Source organism: Amycolatopsis sp. NPDC101161 (assembly GCF_044768185.1).
In the GTDB taxonomy this organism is placed as follows: Bacteria; Actinomycetota; Actinomycetes; order Mycobacteriales; family Pseudonocardiaceae; genus Amycolatopsis.
This window is the reverse complement of the sequence record NZ_JBIWPI010000002.1, coordinates 1879743-1900283: the sequence shown is the minus strand read 5'-3', so window position 1 is coordinate 1900283 and position 20541 is coordinate 1879743. Positions and strand designations below refer to the sequence as shown.

Sequence of the window (20541 nt, the reverse complement as noted above, 5' to 3'; positions counted from 1 at the left end):
AGTCGGGTTGGCGAGAGCGGTCCGCCCCGCCTGAGCCAGTGGTACTCCGCCCGGGAAACGAAAAGGGCCCCACCGCCGACCGGTGGGGCCCTCCGAGTCCGAGCTTCAGTCCTTGATCCGCGGAATCCGCTGCGTGACCTCCGGGTCGGTCTCCGTGGCCGCCGCCTTCTTCTCGCGCCGCGACTTCAGGTACTCCAGCCCGATCGGGACCACCGAGATCAGCACGATCAGCACGAAGATCGCGTCGACGTTGTTCGCGATGAACGACACCCCGCCCAGCAGCGAACCCAGCACCGTGATGCCCGCCGCCCAGAGGATGCCGCCGATCACCGTGTACGTGAAGTAGCGCTTCGGGTCCATGCGGCCGATGCCCGCGATCCACGTGATGAACGTCCGGACGAACGGCACGAACCGGGCCAGGACGACCGCCTTCGGGCCGTGCTTGTCCAGGAACTCGTGCGTCTTGTCCACGTACTCGCGCTTGAAGAACTTCGAGTCCGGCCGGTTGAACAGCTTCGGCCCGACGAAGTAGCCGATGTAGTAGCCGACCACGTTGCCGAGCAGCGCCGCGGCTGTCACCAGCACGCAGACCAGCCACAACGGCGCGTCGAGGGTGCCGTTCGCGATGAACAGGCCCGCCGTGAACAGCAGGGAGTCACCGGGCAGCACCGGAAAGACGCTGCTCTCGATGAAGATGATCAGGCACAGGACCGCGATGACCGGCGTCGTCAGGCCGCTCAGCAAGTGCTGCGGGTCCAGCCATGACGGCAGCAGCGACATCGTGTTGACCGTGCTCTGGGCGAGAATCACCCCAAAAACGGTACAGGGTCACCCTGAGTCGTTACTGAGACCCGGTCAGACCAGCGTCAGCAGGCCCACCACGGACCCCGCGGCGAGGCCCAGCAGCACCGCCAGCAGCAAGATCCAGTACGCGGGCAGCTGCGCCGACTGCCGCGCCGGGGGCGGGGGTGGCGGCGCCGGTGAGTACGCCGTGGGCGCTTCGGACGCCGCGTCCAGGGCCGCCCGCTCGCGCTCCAGGGAGTCCGCGCTCGCGCCCGACAGCAGCCCGTACGCCGACGGCAGCTCGTTGATCGCGCTGGTCGGCACGGCGTCGGTGCCCGGCTCGGTTTCCCGGGGCGACGCCGACGGGGCGAAGACGGCTTGCGCGCGAAGGGCGTCCGCCAGCAGCTGCTCGGGGTCCTTCGGCTCGCTCATCTCCGCCCGTCCGCTCGTCGAGAATCAAGTACTCAAGGTAGCCGTACCCACCTCGGCGACCCACTCACCCCGGCGCAGCACCTTCGCGGGCCGCAGGTCCTGGTCGAGGACGACGATGTCGGCCACGTACCCGGGGCACAGCATCCCCGTGCGGTCGGCGATGCCGAGCAGCTCGGCGGGCCGTTGCGACGTCGCGTGCACCGCGTCGAGGATGCCGAGTTTCGCACCCCCGACCAGATTGCGGAAGGCGGTGTCCATCGTCAGGGTGCTGCCGGCCAGCGAGCCGTTGTCGGCGAGGGTGGCGACGCCGTCGTGGACGTCGACCTCCAGCCGGCCCAGCGTGTAGCGGCCGTCGGCGGCGTCGGTCGCGGACATCGCGTCCGTGATGAGCACCGTCCGGTTGCGGCCCGCGTGCTTCGCGGCCAGCCGCACCACCGTCGGGTGCAGGTGGACGAGGTCGCAGATGAGCTCGATCGTGATGCGCTCGTCATCGAGCAGTGCCCCGACCGGGCCCGGCTCGCGGTGGTGCAGCGGCCGCATGCCGTTGAACAGGTGGGTCGCGACGGTCGCCCCCGCGTCGATGGCGGGCAGCAGCTGCTCCTCGACGCCGTCGGTGTGCCCGATGGCGGCGATCACGCCCGACTCGGCCAGCTGCCGGACGGCCTTGATCCCGCCGTGCAGCTCCGGGGCGATGGTGACCATCCGGATCGCGCCCTGGCCGGCGCGCAGCAGCTTGTCGACCGTGCCGGTGTCCGGCTCCAGGAGCGTCTCGGGGTCGTGCGCCCCGCAACGGGCCTTCGAGATGAACGGCCCCTCCAGGTGGATGCCCGCGACCTCGCCGTCCTGGACGAGCTCACGCAGCGCCGCGACCTGGTCACGCAGGATGTCCACCGGGTCGGACACCAGGCTGGCGAGCATGGTCGTGGTGCCGTGACGGCGGTGCGCTCGCACCGCCGTCAGGAGCTCCTCGGGATCGAGGGAGGTGAACGAAGCACCTCCCCCGCCGTGGCAGTGGGTGTCGATGAACCCGGGCACGACCAGTGCCCCACCGACGTCGACGTGCTCGCCCGACGGCGGGGTCCCGGAACCCACGCCGGCGATCCGCCCGTCGGAGACGGCTACCCAGCCGTCGTCGAGTACACGGTCCGGGGCAGCGACCCGGCCGCCCATGATCACGAAATCTCCGGCGCCTCTCACGCACCCCAGCATATATTGGTCTGGACCAAGCATGGTGATACGACTCAGTGATCGGAGTGGTCCACCCGGGTCACTGTGGGGCCTGCATGGCCTTCTGGAGTGCCTCGAGCGCCCGGCTGGCGGTCGACTTAACGGTACCCTTGGAAATGCCTGCGGCCTCAGAGATTTCGGCTTCGCTCAGCCCACCGTAGTAACGCAGCACCAGCACTTCGCGCTGGCGGGGCGGCAGTTTGGACAATGCGGACACGACGGCCTGGTGCTCGCTGGACAGCATCGCGAGGCTCTCCGCGGACCGCGCGTTGACCGCGTGCGGGGGCACGTACTCGCGGGCGGTCTTGCGCCGGCGCAGCACGCTGCGCGACCCGTTGACCACGGCGGTGCGCAGGTAGCCGACGGCGGCCGCGGCGTCGCGGAGCCGGCCCCAGTTGCGATGCAGGCCGGTGAAGGCCTCCTGGACGACGTCTTCCGCGGTCGCGGGCTCGTCCACCAGCAGAATCGCCAGCCGGACCAGCCGCATGCGGTGCTGGCGGTAGAGGTCTTCGAGGGTCAGCGGCGCGGCTGTCTGCGCCGGGGCCGGACCGTCCATGACCCGCAGGTGACCGAGGGTCGCCTCGACACTGCGTTCCGCATTGCCCTCGAGCATGAACCCCTGCCTGTCCTCGACCCCGGTTTGCACGGTGCGTCGCGTCAGCAGGCTCCCGGTATTCACAGCGTTCACACAGCTACTGACGCACGCCCAGCCTATCGGGTTGGCTTGCCGTCGCCACAGATCGGTTGCCGTGACACGGGTAGGTTCGGACGCGTACCGCCCGCGCGACCCCGGAGAGCCCCCATGGCCTGGTTCCTCGTCGAAATCACCTACGTCCAGGAAAAGATGCCGGAGGTCCGGCCGCGGCACCGCGAGTTCCTGAGCAAGCTGGCCGAGCAGGGCCGCGTCGCGGTCGCCGGCCCGCTGGGCGACGGCACCGGCGGCCTCACGCTCTACCAGGCCGACGACGAGGCGCACCTCAAGGAGACGATCGACCAGGACCCGTACTTCCTGGAGGGGGCCATCGCCGAGCGGAGCGTCCGCGAGTTCAAGCCGGTGATCGGCGCCTGGCTGCCCGCGGAGTCATAGGTCGAGCACGGCGGGGCCGCGGTCGACGCAGATCCGCACGGACGAGCCGTCGGCCGCCGGCACCGCGCAGGTCCCGCAGAAGCCCTGGCGGCACGAGTACGGCGTCGCGGGCCGCGCCTCGAGGAGGACGTCGAGCGCGGTCCGGTCGCCCGGAACCTGCAGCACTCGCCCTGACCTGCGCAAAGTCAGCTCGAACGGCTCGCCGTCGACGATCGGCGGCGGCGCGAACCGTTCGAAGTGGACGGCTTTGGCGCCGGTCAGCGCCAGGTCGACGCGGACGCCGGTGATCATCGGCACCGGGCCGCAGCAGTACACCGCTGCCCCTTCGGGCAGATCTTCCAGCAGCTCCGCGCCCGACGCCGGGACGCCGTATTCGGTGTCCGGGCGGATCCGGACGCGGTCGTCGTCCGGCAGTTCGTCCAGGAACGGCATCGACTCGCGGCTGCGGCCGGTGTAGACCAGTCGCCAGTCGGTGCCCTTCGCGGCGGCTTGCCGGACCATCGGCAGGATCGGCGTGATCCCGATGCCGCCCGCGATGAACAGGAACGGGCCCTCGCCGACGAGGGGGAACGCCGTCCGCGGGCCCCGGGCGGTCACCCGCGTCCCCGGCTCGAGCGCGTGGACCTCGGCCGACGCGGCGCCGATCTTCCGCACGGCGATGCGGTAATGATCCTTTTCGGACGGATCGCCGCAGAGCGAGTACTGCCGCACGAGACCCGAGGGCAGCACCAGGTCGATGTGCGCGCCCGGCCGCCAGCCCGGTAGCGGCCCGCCGTTCCCGAGACGCAGGCTCACGACCCCGTCGGCTTCCGGGCGGACGGCCTTGACCAGCAGCGGAAGGTTCCGGTCCACCACGCGCACCGGCGGCCGCCGTCGGCCGCTGAATTGCGACATCCGGCGGTAGACGCCCACGACACCGACCAAAGTGGACATCAGGTGGTCGGTCCGGCCGCTGCCGTCCAGCCGGGCGGGCCGGCCGAGCGTCACTCCGCCGCCCGGGCGGCCGGGGAACTCGCCAGGTAGGCCACCGCCTGCTCGGTGCTCCCCGTCTCCGTCGGGTGGTACGTCTTCCGGAAGTACGGCCGGATCTCCCGCAGCAGCTGACGTCCGCTCGGCAGCAACCCGCGCTTCGCCGCACGGCGATACGCCCTCAGCGAAGCGCGGCCCGGGCGCGTCGGATCGTTATGCATCAGATATCGCGTGCCGCGGGCGAAGACCCACGCCAGCACCGGTGTCACCGCCGCCATGCTGCGCACGCGGCGCGTGTAGCGGCCGTCCAAGTGCGTGAAGAGGTCGAACGCGACCGACCGGTGCTCGACCTCCTCGGCGCCGTGCCAGCGCAGCAGGTCGAGCATCACCGGGTCGGCGCCGGCGTCCTCCAGCGGCGCGTCGAGCACCCACTGGCCGAGGAACGCCGTGTAGTGCTCGATCGCGGCGACGATCCCGAGCCGTTCGACCAGCCACTCCTCGGCCGCGCGCCCGGTCAGGCCGCGGTCGCCGAGCAGCTTCCGGAACAGCCACTCCATCTGCGCGATGAACGGCCGCACCGGGACGCCGGCGGCCTCGAGGTGCGCCGCCGCGCCGTCGTGGGCCTCGGCGTGCACCGCCTCCTGGCCGATGAACCCGAGGACGTCCGCCTTGAGCCGCTCGTCGCGGATCAGCGGCACGGCCTGCTTGAACACCTCGACGAACCAGCGCTCGCCTTCCGGCAGCGCCAGGTGCAGGACGTTGATGGTGTGCGTGGCCTGCGGTTCGCCGGGGATCCAGTGCATCGGCAGCGCCGCCCAGTCGAACTCGACGTTGCGCGCGTGGAGGACGAGCTGCTCGTCCCCCGCGGTCATGACGCCCGGCCGGACAGCTCGTAGTCGGCCGGGTCCACCTTCCGCGTCTCCAGCCAGTAGCGCCAGGTGAAGCCGGGCCAGATCGTCCGGTTGACGCCCTTGGCGTCGAGGTACCAGCTCTTGCAGCCGCCCTGCGTCCAGACACCCTTGACCAGCTTGTCCTGGATCTCCTGCTGGAACTTGTCCTGCACGCCCGGCCGGACGTCGAGCGCGGCGGCGTCGCGGGAGTCGGCGAGCTTGATCGCGTCGACGACGTACCGCGACTGCGACTCGATCATGAAGACGACGGAGTTGTGGCCCAGCGCGGTGTTCGGCCCGAGCAGGAAGAACAGGTTCGGGAAGCCGGAGACGGTGATGCCCTTGTGCGTCTGCATCCCCTCGGCGGCCCACTCCTTCGCGAGGTTGCGGCCGTCGACGCCGGTGATGTCGAGGTACTCCAGCGCGTCGGTGACCTTGAACCCGGTGCCGTAGATGATCGCGTCGACCTCGTGCTCGACACCCGCGGCGTCGACGATCGAGTGCGCCTTGACCTCCTTGACGCCGGCGGTGTTCACGTCGACGTTCGGCCGGTTCAGTGCCGGGTAGTAGTCGTTGGAGATCAGGACGCGCTTGCAGCCCATCGTGTAGTCGGGCGTGACCTTCTTGCGCAGCGCGCGATCCTGGATGCCCTTCGCGATGTTGCGCTTGGCGATCAGCTCGCCGGCCTTCATGATCGCCGGGTGGCCGTTGAAGCCGATGGCCCGCGCTTCGAGCAGCCAGTACAGCGCGTTGCGGTACAAGCGCTGGGTGCCCGGGACGCGCTTGAAGAGCGTCTGCGCCCACGACGGCATCGCGTGGTCGGGCTTCGGCATGATCCACGGCGGAGTGCGCTGGAAGAGCGTCAGCTCGGCGACGTCCGGGGCGATCTTCGGGACGAACTGGACGGCGCTGGCGCCGGTCCCGACCACGGCGACCTTCTTGCCGCGCAGGTCGTACTCGTGGTTCCACCGCGCGGAGTGCCAGGTCTGGCCCTTGAAGTTCGCGATCCCGGGCAGCTCGGGGACCTGCGGGATGTGCAGGCCGCCGACGCCGGAGACGAGGAACTGCGCGACGAACTCGCGGCCGTCCTTGGTCGTCGCCGTCCAGCGGCGCTCGCGCTCGTCCCAGTGCGCGCCGGTGAGCTCGACGCCGAACCGGATCTTCTCGCGCAGCCGGTACTTGTCCGCGACACCCTTGAGGTACTCGAAGATCTCCGGCTGCGGCGAGAACGACCGCGACCAGCCGGGGTTCTGCTCGTACGAGAACGAGTACATGTGCGACTGCACGTCGCACGCGCACCCGGGGTAGGAGTTGTCGCGCCAGGTGCCTCCCACCTCGTCGGCCTTCTCCAGGATCACGTAGTCCCGGATGCCGGCCTTTTCGAGCTGGATCGCCTGGCCGAGCCCGGAGAACCCGGTGCCCACGATCACGACCTTGAACCGCTCGGTCATCTGTCGGCCTCCGCTGCTTCGAGGATGCTGCCGAGATGACGTTACCTCAGGTAACAGTTACTTGGAAGTACTACCTACTGGTTAGTACGTCCCGCCGAGCTTCGTGTGGTCCCAGCTGACGACCTTCGTCGGCCGGAAGATCAGGCCGACGCGTTTCGGGGCCTGACCTGCGATGAAGGCCCTCAGCTCGTCGGGAACCGGGTCGCCGGGCTTGGCGCCGGCGTAGCGCTGCATGAGCGTGATCCCCATCCGGGTGACTTCTTCGGTGTCCTCGACGATCTCGACGTCGGCCTCGAGCGAGACGCCGCGCAGCTTCTCGTAGCTGTCGCCGTCCTCGATGAGCACCGTCGCCTCCGGCAGGCGCCGGAGGTTCTTCGCCTTCTGCGAGGTGCCGTACGTCCAGGTCGCGACGCCGCCGTCCTCGTGCGGGAAGTACCAGAGCGGCGCGAGGTGCGGGCGGCCGTTCGGGCCGACGCTGGCGACGTTGATGACCTTCTGCTCGGCGAAGTACGCGCGCACTTCGTCCTCGGTCATCCGGATCTGGTCACGACGGGACATCTTCACCCCTTGGTGGCGGCCCGGCCGCCGTGGCCGGTGACCGCCGACTCGAACGCGCCGCGCGCCTCGATGTCGGCCAGCGCGGCCTTGTCCGCCGAAGGTACCCGGCTGCGGGACCCGATTTCGATGATCGGCGGGAGGAACGCGCGCAGCAGCTTGAGCCCGCCGACCCAGCGCGGCACGTGGATGGTCCGGGCGCGCTTGAGGATGCCGGCTTCGAGGTCGTCGAGGGCGACGTCGAGCGGGTAGGTCTTGCCGATCAGGCCCGGCATCGACGCGCGGAGCTTGCCGAACACGGGGTGCGCGTCGGCGCTCTCGACGAGGTCGGTGCGGATCCACGTCGGGTGCGCGACGCCGACCTTGACGCCCAGGTGGGCGACCTCGGCGCGGAGGCTGTTGGAGAAGGCTTCGACGCCGGCCTTGGCGGCGGAGTAGTTCGCCATGCCCGGCGCGTGCGTGATCGCGGCGAGGCTGGAGATGGCCAGCAGGTAACCCTTGCGCTCGATGACGTGCGGGAGCGTGACGCGGAACGTGCGCCAGACGCCGAGCAGGTCGACCTCGATGACCTTCTCGAACGCGGCGCGGTCGACCGAGCGGACGAAGCCCGCGGTCGCGATGCCGGCGTTGGCGATGACGATGTCGATGCCGCCGAAGTGCTCGACGACGCCCTTCGTTGCCTTCTCCAGGTCGTCCCAGCTGGTGACGTCGGCTTCCCAGGCGTGCGCGTTGGGCCCGATGCGGTCGGCGACCTTCTTCTGCTCGTCGGCTTCGAGGCCGACGAGGGCGACCTTCGCGCCGCGCGCGGCGAGCCGTTCGGCCAGTCCGGCGCCGATGCCGCGGGCGGCGCCGGTGATCAGCACGACCTTGCCGTCGACCTTCTTGGTGCCGCTCAGCAGCGAAAACGGGTTGGCCACGGTGCCCTCCTAGACGTCACTTGAGGGCACCGTACCTCACCTTACTGGCAGTAAGCTACCCAGAAGTAGGTTTCAGGCTTCGCTCAACGCGGTGATTTCGGCGTCGGTCAGTTCGAGGCTCACCGAGGCGATCAGGTCGGTGAGCTGCTCGGGCGTCCGGGCGCTGGCGATCGGCGCGGCGACCGTCGGCTGCCGCCGCAGCCAGGCGAGCGACACCGTGGCGACCGAGACACCGTGCGCCGCGGCGACCTCGTCGAGCCTGGCCAGCACGCGCTCGCCGTTTCCGTCCAAATAGGACGAAGCACGGGCGGCGCGCGGGCTGTCGACCACGTCGTCCTTCGTGCGGTACTTGCCGGTCAGGAAGCCCTTCGCGAGGGAAAAGTACGGCAGCGTGGCGAGGCCTTCGCGCGCGACGAGCGGGGCGAGATCACGCTCGTAGTCGCGCTCGACGAGGTTGTAGTGCGGCTGCAGCACGGCGTACCGCGCGAGGCCGTTCTTGTCCGAAATGGACAGTGCCTCGGCGAGCCGTTCGGCGCTGTAGTTGGACGCGCCGAGGTGGCGGACCTTGCCCGCGCGGACCAGGGCGTCGAACGCGCTCAGCGTCTCTTCGAGCGGGGTGTCCGGGTCGTCGACGTGCGCGTAGTAGAGGTCGATGTGGTCGGTCTTGAGGCGGCGCAGCGAGTCCTCCGCCGCGGCTTGGATGTTCTTCGCGGACAGGCCGGGCCGGCCCTCCCACATGCCGACCTTGGTCGCGACGACGACGTCGTCCCGGTTGCCGCGCGCGGCCAGCCAGTTGCCGAGGATCTCCTCGGAGCCGCCCCCGCCGCCGTAGAGGTCGGCGGTGTCGACGAAGTCGCCGCCGGCGGCGGTGTAGGCGTCGAGCACGGCGAAGGACTGCGGCTCGTCCGCCGTCCAGCCGAAGACGTTGCCGCCGAGGTTGAGCCCGTAGACGTCGAGGTCGGTGTTTCCCAGCTTGGTCATGTCTTCGACAGTAATTCGCCGGACCCGGGAGGAAAATCGCCGTCCCACGCGTTGGAGTGTTCCATGGCTATCGAACTGGGCAAGCTCGGGATCTGGCGGTACCACGCAAACGTCGACGCGAAGTTCGCGGCGGAAGCGGAGAAGCTCGGCTACGGGGCGATCTGGCTGGGCGGCTCGCCCAGCGGGGACGACCTCGCGTCGGTGGACGGCCTCCTGGAAGCGACGGACTCGCTGGTCATCGCGACCGGCATCGTCAACATCTGGCAGGACGAGCCGGCGGACATCGCCCGCGTCTACGAGCGCATCGCGGCGAAGTACCCCGATCGCTTCCTGCTGGGCGTCGGTGCGGGCCACCGCGAAGCGACGAAGGAGTACAAGAAGCCGTACGCGGCCTTGGTCGACTACTTGGACGGCTTGGACGCGGCGGGCGTCCCGGTTTCCGGACGCGCTTTGGCGGCGCTGGGACCGAAGGTGGTGGAACTGGCGGGCAAGCGCACGGCGGGTGCGCACCCCTACCTGACGACGCCGGAGCACACCCGCTCGACGCGCGAGATCCTGGGCGAGGGCCCGCTGCTGGCGCCGGAGCACAAGGTCGTTTTGTCGACCGACGCGGCCGAGGCGCGCGCGATCGGCCGTCAGACGGTGAAGTACTACCTCGGGCTGTCGAACTACGTGGCCAACCTGCGGAAACTGGGCTTCACGGACGACGACCTCTCGGGCGAGGGCAGCGACCGGCTGGTGGACGCCCTGGCCCTGCACGGCGACGCGGCGACGATCGCGCAGGGGTTGTCGGCGCACCTGGAGGCGGGGGCGGACCAGGTCGTGGTCCAGGTGCTGAACGAGGACCCGTGGCCGGGCTACCGCGCGCTGGCCGCCGAGCTGCTGTGATCCCCGTCCGGCCGCCGGTTCGCCCGGCGGCCGGACACACCCCTTCTGAACCGATTCCACGTGCGCAAAAGTTTCTGCCCGGGGACCGGTGTGCGGCGGCGGTCCACCTCGTACGATGCGGTCGGGACCCATCCCTGCCAAGGAGGAATACCGATGCCCATCGCGACCCCCGAGGTCTACGCGGAGATGCTCGACCGGGCCAAGGCGAACGAGTTCGCCTACCCGGCCATCAACGTGACCTCGTCCGAGACCGTGAACGCCGCCATCCGCGGGTTCGCCGAGGCGGAGAGCGACGGAATCATCCAGGTCTCCACCGGCGGTGCGGAGTTCGCGTCGGGCCAGAAGGTCAAGGACATGGTGACCGGCGCGACCGCGCTCGCGGAGTTCGCCCAGGTCGTGGCGGCCAAGTACGACATCAACGTCGCGCTGCACACCGACCACTGCCCGAAGGACAAGCTGGACGGCTTCGTCCGCCCGCTGCTCGAGATCTCGGCCGAGCGCGTCAAGAACGGCCAGAACCCGCTGTTCCAGTCCCACATGTGGGACGGCTCGGCGATCGACCTCGACGAGAACCTCGAGATCGCCGCGGAGCTGCTCGCCAAGGCGGCCGCCGCGAAGATCATCCTCGAGGTCGAGATCGGCGTCGTCGGCGGCGAAGAGGACGGCGTCGAGGCGGAGATCAACGAGAAGCTGTACACCGCCGAAGGCGACTTCCTGAAGACGATCGACGTCCTGGGCGCCGGCGAGAAGGGCCGCTACCTGCTGGCGGCGACGTTCGGCAACGTCCACGGCGTGTACAAGCCGGGCAACGTGAAGCTGCGCCCCGACGTGCTGAAGGGCGGCCAGGAGGCGGCGGCGAAGAAGCTTGGCCTGGACAGCGGCGCGAAGCCGTTCGAGCTGGTCTTCCACGGCGGCTCGGGCTCGCTCCCGGAGGAGATCCGCGAGGCGGTGTCCTACGGCGTGGTGAAGATGAACGTCGACACGGACACGCAGTACGCGTTCACGCGCCCGATCGTGGACCACTTCTTCAAGAACTACGACGGCGTCCTGAAGATCGACGGTGAGGTCGGCAACAAGAAGGTCTACGACCCGCGCTCGTACCTGAAGGCCGCTGAGGCCGGGATGGCCCAGCGGGTCGTCGAAGCCTGCCAGGCCCTCGGCTCGGCGGGCACGAAGGTCAAGTAGCTCGGACACGCGAAGGGGCCGCCACGGGTCGTGGCGGCCCCTTCGTCGTGCTCAGACCTCCACGACTTCCAGCAGGCTCTCGAGACCGCGGAAGTCCTTCGCATTGCGGGTGTACAGCGGCAGGTCGTGCACGGAGGCGATCGCGGCGATCATCAAGTCCATCCGGCGCGGTCTGGGTGACCGGCCCGCGGCCACGGTCAGCGCGACCAGCGTGCCGTATCGCGCGGCGGCCTCGCCGTCGAAGGGCAACGGGGTGAATTCGACGATGGCCGCGCCCAGCTGCTCGTTCCGCAGCGCCTTCGTGGCCGGGTCCGCCGTCATGACGACGCCCTGGTGGAGCTCGGCCATGGTCACCGCGGTGATCTCCGGAAACTCCGGGAGCGAATTCGGGTCCAAACTGCCGAGCTCGATGTAGGTGCAGGTGTCGAGCACACCTACGGGGTGCCGGTCAGCCACGCTTGCGTTCCCACGGGTTGTCGTCGTCGCTGAGGCGATCGTCGCCGAAGAACTCGTCGGCATCCCGTCGCAGCTCGGCCGCGTCCACCCTGGGAAGTCGCTTGTGTCGCGCCACCAGTTCCGCCGCGGAGAACCGCTTCCGGCGGGATACCGGCCGCAGTTCGGCGATCTCCACGCCGTTGCGGGTGACGTGGTACGTCTCGCCGGCTTCGACCGCGTCCATGATCGCGGCCGAATTGTTCCGGAACTCCCGTTGGCTGATGATGTTCACCGAACGAGTGTAGCACCGTGTGCTACACCGTTACCCGCCTCGCTGACCAGCGACGGGAAGCCGGGCCGGCCGCGGCCCACAGCGCGAACACCCCGGCCAGGACCACCAACGCCGTCCAGTACGCCACCGGTGGCGCCGACTCCGTGTGCGCGTCGCCCAGAACCCATGGCCGGAACTGCGACTGCACCCACAGCGCCCCGAACCCGAACGCCGTCACCAGCAACGCACCTGCGGCCGCGCGCACGACGCCGTTGCTCATCGCGAACGCCAAGTCCACCGCCAGGCCCACGAAGAGCAGGTAGAACGGGACCGTCGACACCGGGAACCCGAGCCCCAGCAGCAGCGGCCACATCACCGACCGGTACGCGACGTACGCCAACGCCACCGCGGAAGCCGCCCAACGGAAACCCAACGTTCGCCGCGCCAGGGCCAAGATCAGCGCCATCACGCCGATGCCCCACAGCGGATACACCCACTCGGGGATCGGCATCGTGAAGTGCAGGATCGCCGCGCGGTCGACCGGGTGGCCGATCTGGTTCGCCGCGAACGTCAGCAGTGACGGCTCCGCCTCCGGCGCCCCGCGCTCCCACGCGCGCAGGCCCAGGATGCCGTACTCCTGCTGGCCGTTCGGGAAGAACGTGTTCTCCAGGAAGAACGCCCACAGCGCGAGCAGCACGCCCGTCCGGAAGCGGCCCGGCGGGGACAGCCGGAGCCAGCCCAGCAGGACGCCCGCCTGCATGATGCCCGTGCCCAGGTACAACATCATGTGGGACGGGCTCCACGCGGTCAGGTCCAGGCCGTTGACGCGGTGGTTGATCACGTCCAGCGGGGCCGCCACCAGGAACGTCAGCAGGCCGATCTGCATCAGCCGCAGGGACGTCTTGTCGGCCCCGAGGCCCGTGTAGCTGTGGATCGCCACCAGCACGACGATGATCACCGTGCCGACGGTGTTGATCAGGTGCGGGGGCGCCAGGTCGTCGCGCAGCCACATGAAGTGCCACGACATGTCCCACGACGAGCCCAGCAGCTTGAACGCGAACGCCGCCAGCCACATCCCGTAGCAGAACCGGAGCACCCAGTCCGGCGTCGGCTGCCCGGGGGCGCCGCGGTGCCAGTGCCGCGTGAAGAACAGCCGCGTCTTGCCGATGGGGCTGCGCGGGATCACGTCCACGGGGACGTCGACTGCCTTGGCCATGCCGGACATCATGGCCGGTCATGGTCACGAGTGGGTCAGGACAGTGGCAAAGACCGCCAAAATCGGGATTCACCCCTAAGGGTGGCGGATTTGCCTCCGGCGCGCGTGGCTTGGCATGGTGTGCCGCCATGATGCCGAAACGAGTTGTGGCCGCCGTCCTGGTCGGCGCTCTGGTCCTGGCCGGCGGTGGGGTTCTCGCGAGCCTGTTCTTCTGACCCGCGTGCAGAATGGGCGGCATGACGCACAACCTGCTCGGCCCCGAGCCGACGCTGCTGCCCGAGCACACCGCCGCCCAGGCCGCGCTCGACGCCGGGACCGACCCGGCCGCCGTCGCGGCCGAACACCCCGACTACAGCGAGGCCTGGGCTTCGCTGGCCGAGAAGGCCCTGGACGCGGGCGAGACCGTCGCCGCGTACGCGTACGCCCGCACCGGCTACCACCGGGGTCTCGACCAGCTGCGCCGCGCCGGCTGGAAGGGCTTCGGCCCGGTGCCGTGGTCGCACCGCCCGAACCAGGGGTTCCTGCGCGCCCTCGCCGTCCTCGGCAAGGCCGCCGGGAAGATCGGCGAGACCGAGGAGTACGACCGCTGCCGGACCTTCCTCGCCGACTCCGACCCCGCCGCCGCGGAAGCCACCGGCCTGAAGTGACGCCGCGGGCCCGGGACCGCGCGGTCCCGGGCCCTTCCGGCCTCAGAACCAGCCGCAGTTGACCGGCGCCGGCAGGCCGGCGAAGCGGCCCTCCAGCCACGCGAACGCCTCCGGGAACGCGCGCACCGCGGTGAGCACGTGCGTGGGCACCAGCGACGTGCTGAACTGCACCCGCACACCCTTGCCGCACCACGTCCGGCCCAGGTCGCGGTCCTGCGCGTAGGGCACGATGTCGTCGAGCGCGCTGTGGACGATCAGCACCGGCACCGACGGCTTCAGCGTCCCGATCTTCTGCTCGGCCACCCGTGACGCGTACGGCTCTTCGCCGAGGTACGCGGTGAGCGAGCGGCCGTCGGTGGTCAGCGTCGACGACTGCGTGAACGCGTGCGCCGCGATCGCCTCCACCGTGCACTCGGTGCGGACCTGCTCGAACAGCTGCTTGCCGCGCGCGTTGAGCAGCGCCGGGATGTTCAGCTCCGGGTACGCGTAGTTCATGCTCACCAGCGCGAAGCCGAGGAACCCGACCGCGTAGTGGCCGTCGAGGTTCTTCGCCACCGAAGCCAGGTCGGCCGGCACCGCGCCCGCGTACGCGCCCTTCAGCTTCAGCTCGGGTGCGTAGCTCGGCTGCAGCTCTGCCGCGGCGGCCGACGCGCCGCCGCCCTGGGAGTAGCCCGCGATCGCGACCGGGCCGTCGTCCGGCAGGCCCGCTTCCGGCAGCCGCTGGGCCGCGCGGATCGCGTCGAGCACCGCGTGCCCCTCGGACGCCCGGTTGACGTACGTGTGGTCGCCCGGCGTGCCGAGCCCTTCGTAGTCGGTCACGACGACGCCGTAGCCCCGCGTCAACAGCCCGGCGATGAACGGGCCTTCGTACTCGAACCCGGCGGCAAGCGCTTTCGACGGTGCGCAGTCGTCGCCCTCGCCCTGCGTGCCGACGGCGTAGGAGACGATCGGGCGCACGCCGGCGCCGTGCCACGCCGAACGCGGGGTCAGCACGGTGCCGGTGACCGCGATCGGCGAACCGTGCGTGTCGGTGCTGCGGTACATGATCCGCTGCACGTCCGCGTCGGCCTTGATCAGCTTGACCGGGTCGATGTAGAACGTCGACGCCTCGTGCCGGATGACGTCGCCGTCGCTCCCGGCCGGCAGTGGTGAAGGGGGATCGTAGAAGGACGCGGCGGAGGCGCCGGGTGCCACGAGAGCCAGGACGGAAACCGTGGCGACCGCCGCGGACAGGGCGCGGCGAGGGAAGATACGCATGCTTGCTCCTCGTTGAGCAGGGACAGTGCGCGGGGAACACCTTTTTGGACAGAGGTGTCGGAAAAAGAATCACGTGAGGTGGACCACCATGTCAAGCCCGGCTCCGCGCGGGCGGCCGCGCAAGCTCCCGGTCGGGGAGCAGCGCGCCCGCGTCCTGCACGCGACGGCGAAGGTCGTCGCGCAGCACGGGATGCAGGGCGCGACGATCGAGCAGATCGCGCGGGAAGCCGGCGTCTCCCGCCAGGCCGTCTACGAGCAGTTCGGTGACCGCGCGACGCTGTTTTCCGAGGTCGTGGCCGTCACGGAGGAGCAGGCGTTCGCCGCCATCGCGGGCCCGTCGGTGACCGACCCGCAGCCCGGTCTGCGGGCCTGGGCGCGGGCCAACTACGCCAACATGGTCACCTTCGTCGCGGACAGCCCGGAGGCCTACGGCGTGCTCCGCGCGGCCGAGCGCGCGGGCGACCCCGCTCTCACCCGGTTGAGGGAGAGGCTGGCCGTCGTCTACGCCGGCGCCGCCCGCAAGCGGTGGGCCGCGCACGGCATCGACTCCGGCCGCGCCGACCGCGCGCTCGTCACGCTCTTCTTCGCGATGACGGAGTCATTGGTGCAGGCGACGTGGGACGGCGAGCCGCCGGACCAGGAAGCCCTGATCGACCTGCTCACCGAATTCACGGTCGGCGGCGTCGCCCGCCTCCAGACGAAGGCGAGCGACGTCATCGACCGGCTGCGCTAAGCCGCGGCGAGGGCCACTTCCGCGGACCCCACCACCCGGTTCCGCCCGCCGTGCTTGGCCGCGTACACGGCCGCGTCGGCGGACGCCATCACTTCCTCGATCGACGACCCGTCGAGCGGGTAGGCGGCGACGCCGATCGACGCCGTCTGCCGTTCGATGTCGACGAAGGCGCCTTCGTTGGTCTTCGTGCTGATGATCAGCTCGCTGACCCGTTGCCGGATGCGTTCCGCCGTCACGATGGCGTCCTCTTTGGACGTCGACGGCAGCAGGGCCACGAACTCCTCGCCGCCGAACCGGCCGACCAGGTCGTGCGCCCGCGTCTCCTGCTTGACCACGGCCGCGACCGCCTTGAGCACGTCGTCCCCCGCGAGGTGCCCGTAGGTGTCGTTGATCCGCTTGAAGTGGTCGAGGTCGATCATCATGGCGCCGAAGCTGCCCTTGTCGCGCTCGGCGCGCGAGATCTCGCGCTGCGCGCCGTCCTGCCAGGTGGTGGCGTTGAGCAGCTGCGTCTTCTGGTCGGTGGTCGCCAGCTCCTCGAGCCGCTTGACCAGCACCGACCGCTGCAGCACGTACAGCGGCAGGATGACCAGCACCGAGAGCAGCGGCTCCTGGCCGAGCACCATCACCAGCAGCCCGCCGACGCACAGGGTCGACAGTTCGAGGAGGTTGTCGTCCATGCCCCCCAGGCAGCTCTCGACGGTCGCCTCCTCCGGGTTGGCGAGGTACAGGCCGAGGCCGGTGAGAGCCGCGTTGACCAGGAAGTACACCGCCACCGCGAGCGTGACGGCCGCGACGCTCAGCCCCGTCGAGAAGTGCGTGACGAGGCCGGCCGAGCACGCCGACAGCGTCGCGCTGGTGGCGTTCGCGGCGACCCGGTGCGGCTGGCCGGGACGGGTGCCCGACCAGCTGCGCAGCGCCAGGCCGACGTACAGGGTCACCCCGAGCAAGGTGACCAGCTGCGTCGGCAGCAGGAGCGCGGCGGGCAGCAGCCACACCGACGTCATGTTCATGTGCGGGCCGTCGCTCAAGATGCGCCGCTGGCGCTCGATCCGACGGCTGACCTCGGTCTGGGCCAGGGCGAGCGCCCCCAGCAGGCCGAGGATGCCCAGGTGCTTCAGCGTGATCGTGGTGGTGACCGTGGCGACGGCCGTCCAGCCCACCAGCACTGCGATCGCCACGAGCGTGACGGCGATCCAGCGAGGCGGCCGCCGCCACAGCGCCCAGCCCGCAACACCAGAAATCACGCCTTGTCCAGACCGTTCCCCCAATGTGACCATTTTTCCCCCAAACCCTTGCGCTCGGTGGTGGTGATGAACCACTCACGGACAGTTTCAGCCCGTTTGCCGTCTGTCCACAAGGGCCTTAGGTGTGTACATTTTCCGGGACGCCGGATCGAAGGGTGGCCAGCGATGCGTTCCAGAGATCAGTGAGCCGGAGCCGCGCCGCAAGGTCGCGATGACGAAGCCAGCGTGTCGAGCGTGCTCAGGCGTGTTCGGCGCGCTGGGTCTCAAAGTCATGCCCGCCTTCGCCCGCCCCTGAAAGCCGCGAGCGCCGCCACGCGAGCGCCAGCGGAGCCGTAAGTATCAATCCGGCAACGCCGAAGATGCCGACGGTCGTCTGCGCTCCGACGAGGTCCGTCAGCACACCGCCGATGAGCGGGCTCACGCCGAGCATCGTCGTCAGTCCCGTGTTCGACAGGCCCATCGTCTGGGCGCGGTTCTCGTCCGGCACCGAGAGCGTCAGCGACGCCGTCGCCTGCAGCAGCGCGACCGAGCCGAACGCGCCGGACAGGATGAACAGGCCGATCGACACCCACGGGTTCGGCTGCGCGAAGCCGGCCAGCATGGGCACCGCGCACAGCGCGGACAACGGCCCGATCAGCTTCGGCCGCACCTCGGCCGGCACCCAGCGCGTGAAGACGAAGGTGCCGATGACGCTGCCCACCGGGTCGGCCGCGAGCAGGAGCCCGACGAGCTCGGGCCCGCCGCCCGCCGACGAGACGTACGGCGCGGCGATGCCCTCGTAGACCGGCAGCAGGCCCATCAGCCAGGTGAACAGGACGAGCGCCCGCAGCGCGGGGCTGGCGAACGCCACCCGGCCGCCGGTGCCGATCATGGCGAAGAACGGCTTCCGCTTCTCGGCGTTCGCGGCCGGCGGCCGCGAACGCACGCCGAACCGGATGAAGGCGGCGGACAGCAGGAACGTGGCGGCGTCGAGCACCAGGGCGAGGTGCGGGTCGAGCGCCAGCAGCAGCGCACCGCCGCCGGCGAACCCGAGCAGCTGCGCCGTCTGCACGGTCATGCTCCGCACGCCCATGCCGACGACGAACCGGTCACCCTCGAGGATCTGCGGCAGCAACGCGAGCTGCGCGGCCTTGAACGGCGGGTTCAGCAGCGAGACGCCGGCGACGAGGACGCAGACCACCCAGAACGGCAGCGACGGGATGGCGACGAGCAGGATCAGCCCGGCTCGGATGAGGTCGACGGTGACCATGACGGTCCGGCGCGAGAACCGGTCGGCGAGGCCGGTCAGGAAGATGCCGCCGAGCAGCGAAGGGGCGAAGGTCAGGGCGTAGGTGAGGCCGGTCAGCGTGGCCGAGCCGGTGGCGGTGAAGACGAGGATGGACAGCGCGACCCTGGCCAGCTGGTCCCCGGCGATCGACAGCAGTTCCCCGAACCACAGCGCGCGGAACTCGGCGATCCCGAACACCTCGCGGAACGTGACGCGATCCCGCGGAGCTGCCATGCGCTTTCTCCCGACCTCTTGTGCAGACCGTGCCCTACGCATGACCGACGGTGACGAAAGGGCCGGTCGGTCATGGGGCAGTCACGGTACGTGAGTTACCTCAGTCAGTGTCCCGTGACTGTTGGTAAATCTCTAGGTTCTTTCGCCGGTATCCAAGGTGTCACGGAGCTTTCCTGAACGGGTCAGACGATAGCCCGCAGTGTCTGGCTGGTCGCCCAGGAGTCACCAATGGATCATTCCGTACCCGATGGGCGAAGGGCCAGAGGCAAAAGTAGCCACCTCGCGTTCGCGAGGTGGCTACTTGGTTCGAGCAGGTGGCCGGTGTCAGCCGTCGACGGCCAGGGCGTCCTCCGCCGGTGTCCGGTTCACCGCCGACGCGCGCTCGGCGTCCCTTTTGGCGACTTCCTCCCGGACGATCGGGATCACGTACCGGCCGAAGTCGATCGTGTCGCCGAGCATGTCGTAGCCCCGCGCCGACAGGATCTCGACGCCCAGGTCGTAGTAGTCCAGCAACGCCTGCGCCACCGTCTCCGGCGTCCCCACCAGCGCGTTCGAGTTGCCCGCGCCACCCGTGGCCGCCGCCGTCGGGGTCCACAGGGCGCGGTCGAACCGCTCGCCCTGCGCCGCCACCGCCAGGAGCCGCTGGGAGCCCGTGTTCTCCGGCTCGGTCAGCTTGTGCCGCCGGGTCAGCGGCTGCCCGCCCTTCGTGCGGTCCTTGATGGCCCCCACCGTCGCGTACGCCTTCTCCCAGGCCAGCTCCTCGGTCGGCGCGATGATCGGGCGGAAGGCGACCTGGATCCGCGGCACGTCCGTGCGGCCCGCCGCCTTGGCGGCGGCGTTGACCGCCTCGATCTGCTCCGCCGTCTGCGCGAGCGGCTCGCCCCACAGGCAGTAGATGTCCGCTTCGGCGCCCCCGGCGGCGTACGCGGCCGGCGACGAGCCGCCGAACGACACGCCCGGACGCGGCTTCTGCACCGGCCGCACGTCGGAGACGTAGTCGGCGAAGCGGTAGTACTCGCCCTCGAAGTCGAACGGCTCGTCCGACGTCCACGCCTGCTTGATGATCTGGATGGCTTCGCGCGTCCGGGCGTAGCGCTGGTCCTTCGTCAGGTAGTCGCCTTCGCGCTGCTGCTCGTGGTCGTTGCCGCCGGTGATGAAGTGGACCGTGAGGCGGCCGTCGGAGATCTGGTCGAGCGTCGCGAACGTCTTCGCCGCGAACGTCGGGTACGAGACGTTCGGGCGGTGCGCGAGCAGGATCTGCAGCTTGTCGAGCTTCGTGGCGACGTACGCGGCCGCCTGCGCGGGGTCCGGCGAGCCGGAGCCGTAGGCGAACAGCACGCGGTCCCAGCCGAAGTCCTCGTGCGCGCGGGCCAGGCGCAGCGTGTACTCCTTGTCGAACACCCCGCCCGACCGGGCGTGCGTCTCCGACCCGTCGTGCGTGCCCCCGATGCCCAGGAACTCCACCGGCATTCCGTCCACCTTCTCTCACGTCGGTACCGCCAGAGCTACGCCTGGCGTGCGAGAGCGGCAACGGAGTCCGCAGGGTGGAACTAGCGCCGGTGCGCCTCGATCACCTCGATCGACGCGCGGACCTGCTCGAAGGTGGGCGGGGCCGCCCGGTTGAACACGACGGTCAGGGACCGGCGCGGGATGACCACGAACTCGACGTCGACCCCGGCCGCCTCCGAAGCGGCCTCGACGACGTCTCGCCAGTGCTTCGGGTCGATCCCGTCCGGATCGGCCCATTCGTGCGCGAAGATCGCCCAGTTGCCCCTGAGCAGGGTGCCGACCACGTCCTGCGCGGTGTGGACGCGGTGCGGCGGACCTATCTCAGCGGCCAAGTCTTCGTCGTCGCGGCACAGCTGCCGAGGC

23 protein-coding genes are annotated in these 20541 nt (G+C 70.0%); 5 read left to right on the top strand and 18 right to left on the bottom strand.

Annotation, left to right across the window (positions count from 1 at the left end; genetic code table 11):
- Positions 1 to 105: 105 nt before the first annotated feature.
- The 4 genes from ACIRSS_RS20425 to ACIRSS_RS20410 form a co-directional block, all read right to left on the bottom strand.
- The gene (locus ACIRSS_RS20425) at positions 106 to 810 is read right to left on the bottom strand and encodes a DedA family protein (protein WP_400896934.1); all 705 of its coding nucleotides are present in this window, start codon (positions 808 to 810) and stop codon (positions 106 to 108) included.
- 45 nt (positions 811 to 855) lie between these two features.
- On the bottom strand, positions 856 to 1215 hold the full coding sequence (locus ACIRSS_RS20420; protein ID WP_400896932.1) for a hypothetical protein: 360 nt from the start codon (positions 1213 to 1215) through the stop codon (positions 856 to 858).
- Between the two features lie 24 nt (positions 1216 to 1239).
- Positions 1240 to 2391, bottom strand: a complete 1152-nt coding sequence (gene nagA, locus ACIRSS_RS20415; protein WP_086671800.1) for an N-acetylglucosamine-6-phosphate deacetylase — start codon at positions 2389 to 2391, stop codon at positions 1240 to 1242.
- A 91-nt stretch (positions 2392 to 2482) separates the two neighbouring features.
- The gene (locus tag ACIRSS_RS20410) at positions 2483 to 3055 is read right to left on the bottom strand and encodes an RNA polymerase sigma factor (RefSeq protein WP_163046624.1); all 573 of its coding nucleotides are present in this window, start codon (positions 3053 to 3055) and stop codon (positions 2483 to 2485) included.
- A gap of 189 nt (positions 3056 to 3244) precedes the next feature.
- On the opposite strand from ACIRSS_RS20410, the gene ACIRSS_RS20405 reads away from it, so the two are divergent.
- The gene (locus tag ACIRSS_RS20405; RefSeq protein ID WP_400896930.1) at positions 3245 to 3529 is read left to right on the top strand and encodes a YciI family protein; all 285 of its coding nucleotides are present in this window, start codon (positions 3245 to 3247) and stop codon (positions 3527 to 3529) included.
- Here ACIRSS_RS20405 and ACIRSS_RS20400 read toward each other — a convergent pair.
- From ACIRSS_RS20400 to ACIRSS_RS20375, 6 genes are all read right to left on the bottom strand, one after another.
- A complete protein-coding gene (locus ACIRSS_RS20400) occupies positions 3524 to 4462 on the bottom strand; it encodes a PDR/VanB family oxidoreductase (protein WP_400897584.1) in 939 nt (312 codons plus the stop codon). The genes ACIRSS_RS20405 and ACIRSS_RS20400 overlap by 6 nt on opposite strands.
- 50 nt (positions 4463 to 4512) lie before the next feature.
- The gene (locus ACIRSS_RS20395) at positions 4513 to 5370 is read right to left on the bottom strand and encodes a metal-dependent hydrolase (RefSeq protein ID WP_400896928.1); all 858 of its coding nucleotides are present in this window, start codon (positions 5368 to 5370) and stop codon (positions 4513 to 4515) included.
- The gene (locus ACIRSS_RS20390) at positions 5367 to 6839 is read right to left on the bottom strand and encodes a flavin-containing monooxygenase (RefSeq protein WP_400896926.1); all 1473 of its coding nucleotides are present in this window, start codon (positions 6837 to 6839) and stop codon (positions 5367 to 5369) included. Before ACIRSS_RS20390 ends, ACIRSS_RS20395 begins: the two co-directional genes overlap by 4 nt.
- An 81-nt stretch (positions 6840 to 6920) precedes the next feature.
- On the bottom strand, positions 6921 to 7397 hold the full coding sequence (locus ACIRSS_RS20385; protein ID WP_400896924.1) for a pyridoxamine 5'-phosphate oxidase family protein: 477 nt from the start codon (positions 7395 to 7397) through the stop codon (positions 6921 to 6923).
- Positions 7398 to 7399: 2 nt separating this feature from the next.
- Positions 7400 to 8311 carry an SDR family oxidoreductase gene (locus ACIRSS_RS20380; RefSeq protein ID WP_400896922.1) on the bottom strand — a complete coding sequence of 304 codons (912 nt, stop codon included), beginning with the start codon at positions 8309 to 8311 and terminating at the stop codon, positions 7400 to 7402.
- Positions 8312 to 8383: 72 nt separating this feature from the next.
- Positions 8384 to 9292 (bottom strand): aldo/keto reductase, encoded by a 909-nt coding sequence (locus ACIRSS_RS20375; RefSeq protein ID WP_400896920.1) that lies wholly within the window; start codon positions 9290 to 9292, stop codon positions 8384 to 8386.
- Positions 9293 to 9355: 63 nt separating this feature from the next.
- Between ACIRSS_RS20375 and ACIRSS_RS20370 the strand changes: the two genes are divergently transcribed.
- Together ACIRSS_RS20370 and fbaA are read left to right on the top strand one after the other, a co-directional pair.
- Positions 9356 to 10180, top strand: coding sequence for an LLM class F420-dependent oxidoreductase (locus ACIRSS_RS20370; protein ID WP_400896918.1), 825 nt, complete (start codon positions 9356 to 9358; stop codon positions 10178 to 10180).
- Positions 10181 to 10333: 153 nt separating this feature from the next.
- Positions 10334 to 11365, top strand: a complete 1032-nt coding sequence (gene fbaA / locus ACIRSS_RS20365) for a class II fructose-bisphosphate aldolase (protein WP_400896916.1) — start codon at positions 10334 to 10336, stop codon at positions 11363 to 11365.
- Between the two features lie 51 nt (positions 11366 to 11416).
- Here fbaA and ACIRSS_RS20360 read toward each other — a convergent pair whose 3' ends face one another.
- Genes ACIRSS_RS20360 through ACIRSS_RS20350 form a run of 3 tightly spaced genes read right to left on the bottom strand, consistent with a single transcriptional unit; the run spans position 11417 to position 13287 of the window.
- Entirely contained in the window at positions 11417 to 11821 is a 405-nt protein-coding gene (locus ACIRSS_RS20360; protein ID WP_400896914.1) for a type II toxin-antitoxin system VapC family toxin, read from the bottom strand.
- Positions 11814 to 12092: a type II toxin-antitoxin system Phd/YefM family antitoxin gene (locus ACIRSS_RS20355; protein WP_400896912.1), complete on the bottom strand. Its 279-nt coding sequence runs from the start codon at positions 12090 to 12092 to the stop codon at positions 11814 to 11816. The genes ACIRSS_RS20360 and ACIRSS_RS20355 overlap by 8 nt, the downstream gene beginning before the upstream one ends.
- 22 nt (positions 12093 to 12114) lie before the next feature.
- Positions 12115 to 13287: a hypothetical protein gene (locus ACIRSS_RS20350; RefSeq protein ID WP_400896910.1), complete on the bottom strand. Its 1173-nt coding sequence runs from the start codon at positions 13285 to 13287 to the stop codon at positions 12115 to 12117.
- A gap of 236 nt (positions 13288 to 13523) precedes the next feature.
- On the opposite strand from ACIRSS_RS20350, the gene ACIRSS_RS20345 reads away from it, so the two are divergent.
- On the top strand, positions 13524 to 13934 hold the full coding sequence (locus tag ACIRSS_RS20345) for a DUF3151 domain-containing protein (protein WP_400896908.1): 411 nt from the start codon (positions 13524 to 13526) through the stop codon (positions 13932 to 13934).
- A gap of 42 nt (positions 13935 to 13976) precedes the next feature.
- Here the strand turns inward: ACIRSS_RS20345 and ACIRSS_RS20340 are convergent, their stop codons facing one another.
- Entirely contained in the window at positions 13977 to 15191 is a 1215-nt protein-coding gene (locus ACIRSS_RS20340) for a lipase family protein (protein WP_400896906.1), read from the bottom strand.
- 88 nt (positions 15192 to 15279) lie between these two features.
- On the opposite strand from ACIRSS_RS20340, the gene ACIRSS_RS20335 reads away from it, so the two are divergent.
- The gene (locus ACIRSS_RS20335; protein ID WP_372667316.1) at positions 15280 to 15924 is read left to right on the top strand and encodes a TetR/AcrR family transcriptional regulator; all 645 of its coding nucleotides are present in this window, start codon (positions 15280 to 15282) and stop codon (positions 15922 to 15924) included.
- Here ACIRSS_RS20335 and ACIRSS_RS20330 read toward each other — a convergent pair.
- The 4 genes from ACIRSS_RS20330 to ACIRSS_RS20315 form a co-directional block, all read right to left on the bottom strand.
- A complete protein-coding gene (locus ACIRSS_RS20330) occupies positions 15921 to 17084 on the bottom strand; it encodes a GGDEF domain-containing protein (RefSeq protein WP_400897582.1) in 1164 nt (387 codons plus the stop codon). The genes ACIRSS_RS20335 and ACIRSS_RS20330 overlap by 4 nt on opposite strands.
- 322 nt (positions 17085 to 17406) lie before the next feature.
- Positions 17407 to 18669, bottom strand: coding sequence for an MFS transporter (locus ACIRSS_RS20325; RefSeq protein ID WP_400896904.1), 1263 nt, complete (start codon positions 18667 to 18669; stop codon positions 17407 to 17409).
- A 324-nt stretch (positions 18670 to 18993) separates the two neighbouring features.
- A complete protein-coding gene (locus ACIRSS_RS20320; protein WP_400896902.1) occupies positions 18994 to 20139 on the bottom strand; it encodes an LLM class flavin-dependent oxidoreductase in 1146 nt (381 codons plus the stop codon).
- A gap of 80 nt (positions 20140 to 20219) precedes the next feature.
- The gene (locus ACIRSS_RS20315) at positions 20220 to 20510 is read right to left on the bottom strand and encodes a hypothetical protein (RefSeq protein ID WP_372667313.1); all 291 of its coding nucleotides are present in this window, start codon (positions 20508 to 20510) and stop codon (positions 20220 to 20222) included.
- Positions 20511 to 20541 lie beyond the last annotated feature (31 nt).

Excerpts from the sequence above, each read along its gene's own strand:
- ACIRSS_RS20420 (WP_400896932.1), bottom strand. The coding sequence starts at position 1,215 with ATGAGCGAGCCGAAGGACCCCGAGCAGCTGCTGGCGGACGCCCTTCGC.
- ACIRSS_RS20410 (WP_163046624.1), bottom strand. The coding sequence starts at position 3,055 with ATGCTCGAGGGCAATGCGGAACGCAGTGTCGAGGCGACCCTCGGTCAC.
- ACIRSS_RS20405 (WP_400896930.1), top strand. The coding sequence starts at position 3,245 with ATGGCCTGGTTCCTCGTCGAAATCACCTACGTCCAGGAAAAGATGCCG.
- ACIRSS_RS20400 (WP_400897584.1), bottom strand. The coding sequence starts at position 4,462 with ATGTCCACTTTGGTCGGTGTCGTGGGCGTCTACCGCCGGATGTCGCAA.
- ACIRSS_RS20395 (WP_400896928.1), bottom strand. The coding sequence starts at position 5,370 with ATGACCGCGGGGGACGAGCAGCTCGTCCTCCACGCGCGCAACGTCGAG.
- ACIRSS_RS20390 (WP_400896926.1), bottom strand. The coding sequence starts at position 6,839 with ATGACCGAGCGGTTCAAGGTCGTGATCGTGGGCACCGGGTTCTCCGGG.
- ACIRSS_RS20385 (WP_400896924.1), bottom strand. The coding sequence starts at position 7,397 with ATGTCCCGTCGTGACCAGATCCGGATGACCGAGGACGAAGTGCGCGCG.
- ACIRSS_RS20375 (WP_400896920.1), bottom strand. The coding sequence starts at position 9,292 with ATGACCAAGCTGGGAAACACCGACCTCGACGTCTACGGGCTCAACCTC.
- ACIRSS_RS20370 (WP_400896918.1), top strand. The coding sequence starts at position 9,356 with ATGGCTATCGAACTGGGCAAGCTCGGGATCTGGCGGTACCACGCAAAC.
- fbaA (WP_400896916.1), top strand. The coding sequence starts at position 10,334 with ATGCCCATCGCGACCCCCGAGGTCTACGCGGAGATGCTCGACCGGGCC.
- ACIRSS_RS20350 (WP_400896910.1), bottom strand. The coding sequence starts at position 13,287 with ATGGCCAAGGCAGTCGACGTCCCCGTGGACGTGATCCCGCGCAGCCCC.
- ACIRSS_RS20345 (WP_400896908.1), top strand. The coding sequence starts at position 13,524 with ATGACGCACAACCTGCTCGGCCCCGAGCCGACGCTGCTGCCCGAGCAC.
- ACIRSS_RS20340 (WP_400896906.1), bottom strand. The coding sequence starts at position 15,191 with ATGCGTATCTTCCCTCGCCGCGCCCTGTCCGCGGCGGTCGCCACGGTT.
- ACIRSS_RS20335 (WP_372667316.1), top strand. The coding sequence starts at position 15,280 with ATGTCAAGCCCGGCTCCGCGCGGGCGGCCGCGCAAGCTCCCGGTCGGG.
- ACIRSS_RS20325 (WP_400896904.1), bottom strand. The coding sequence starts at position 18,669 with ATGGCAGCTCCGCGGGATCGCGTCACGTTCCGCGAGGTGTTCGGGATC.
- ACIRSS_RS20320 (WP_400896902.1), bottom strand. The coding sequence starts at position 20,139 with ATGCCGGTGGAGTTCCTGGGCATCGGGGGCACGCACGACGGGTCGGAG.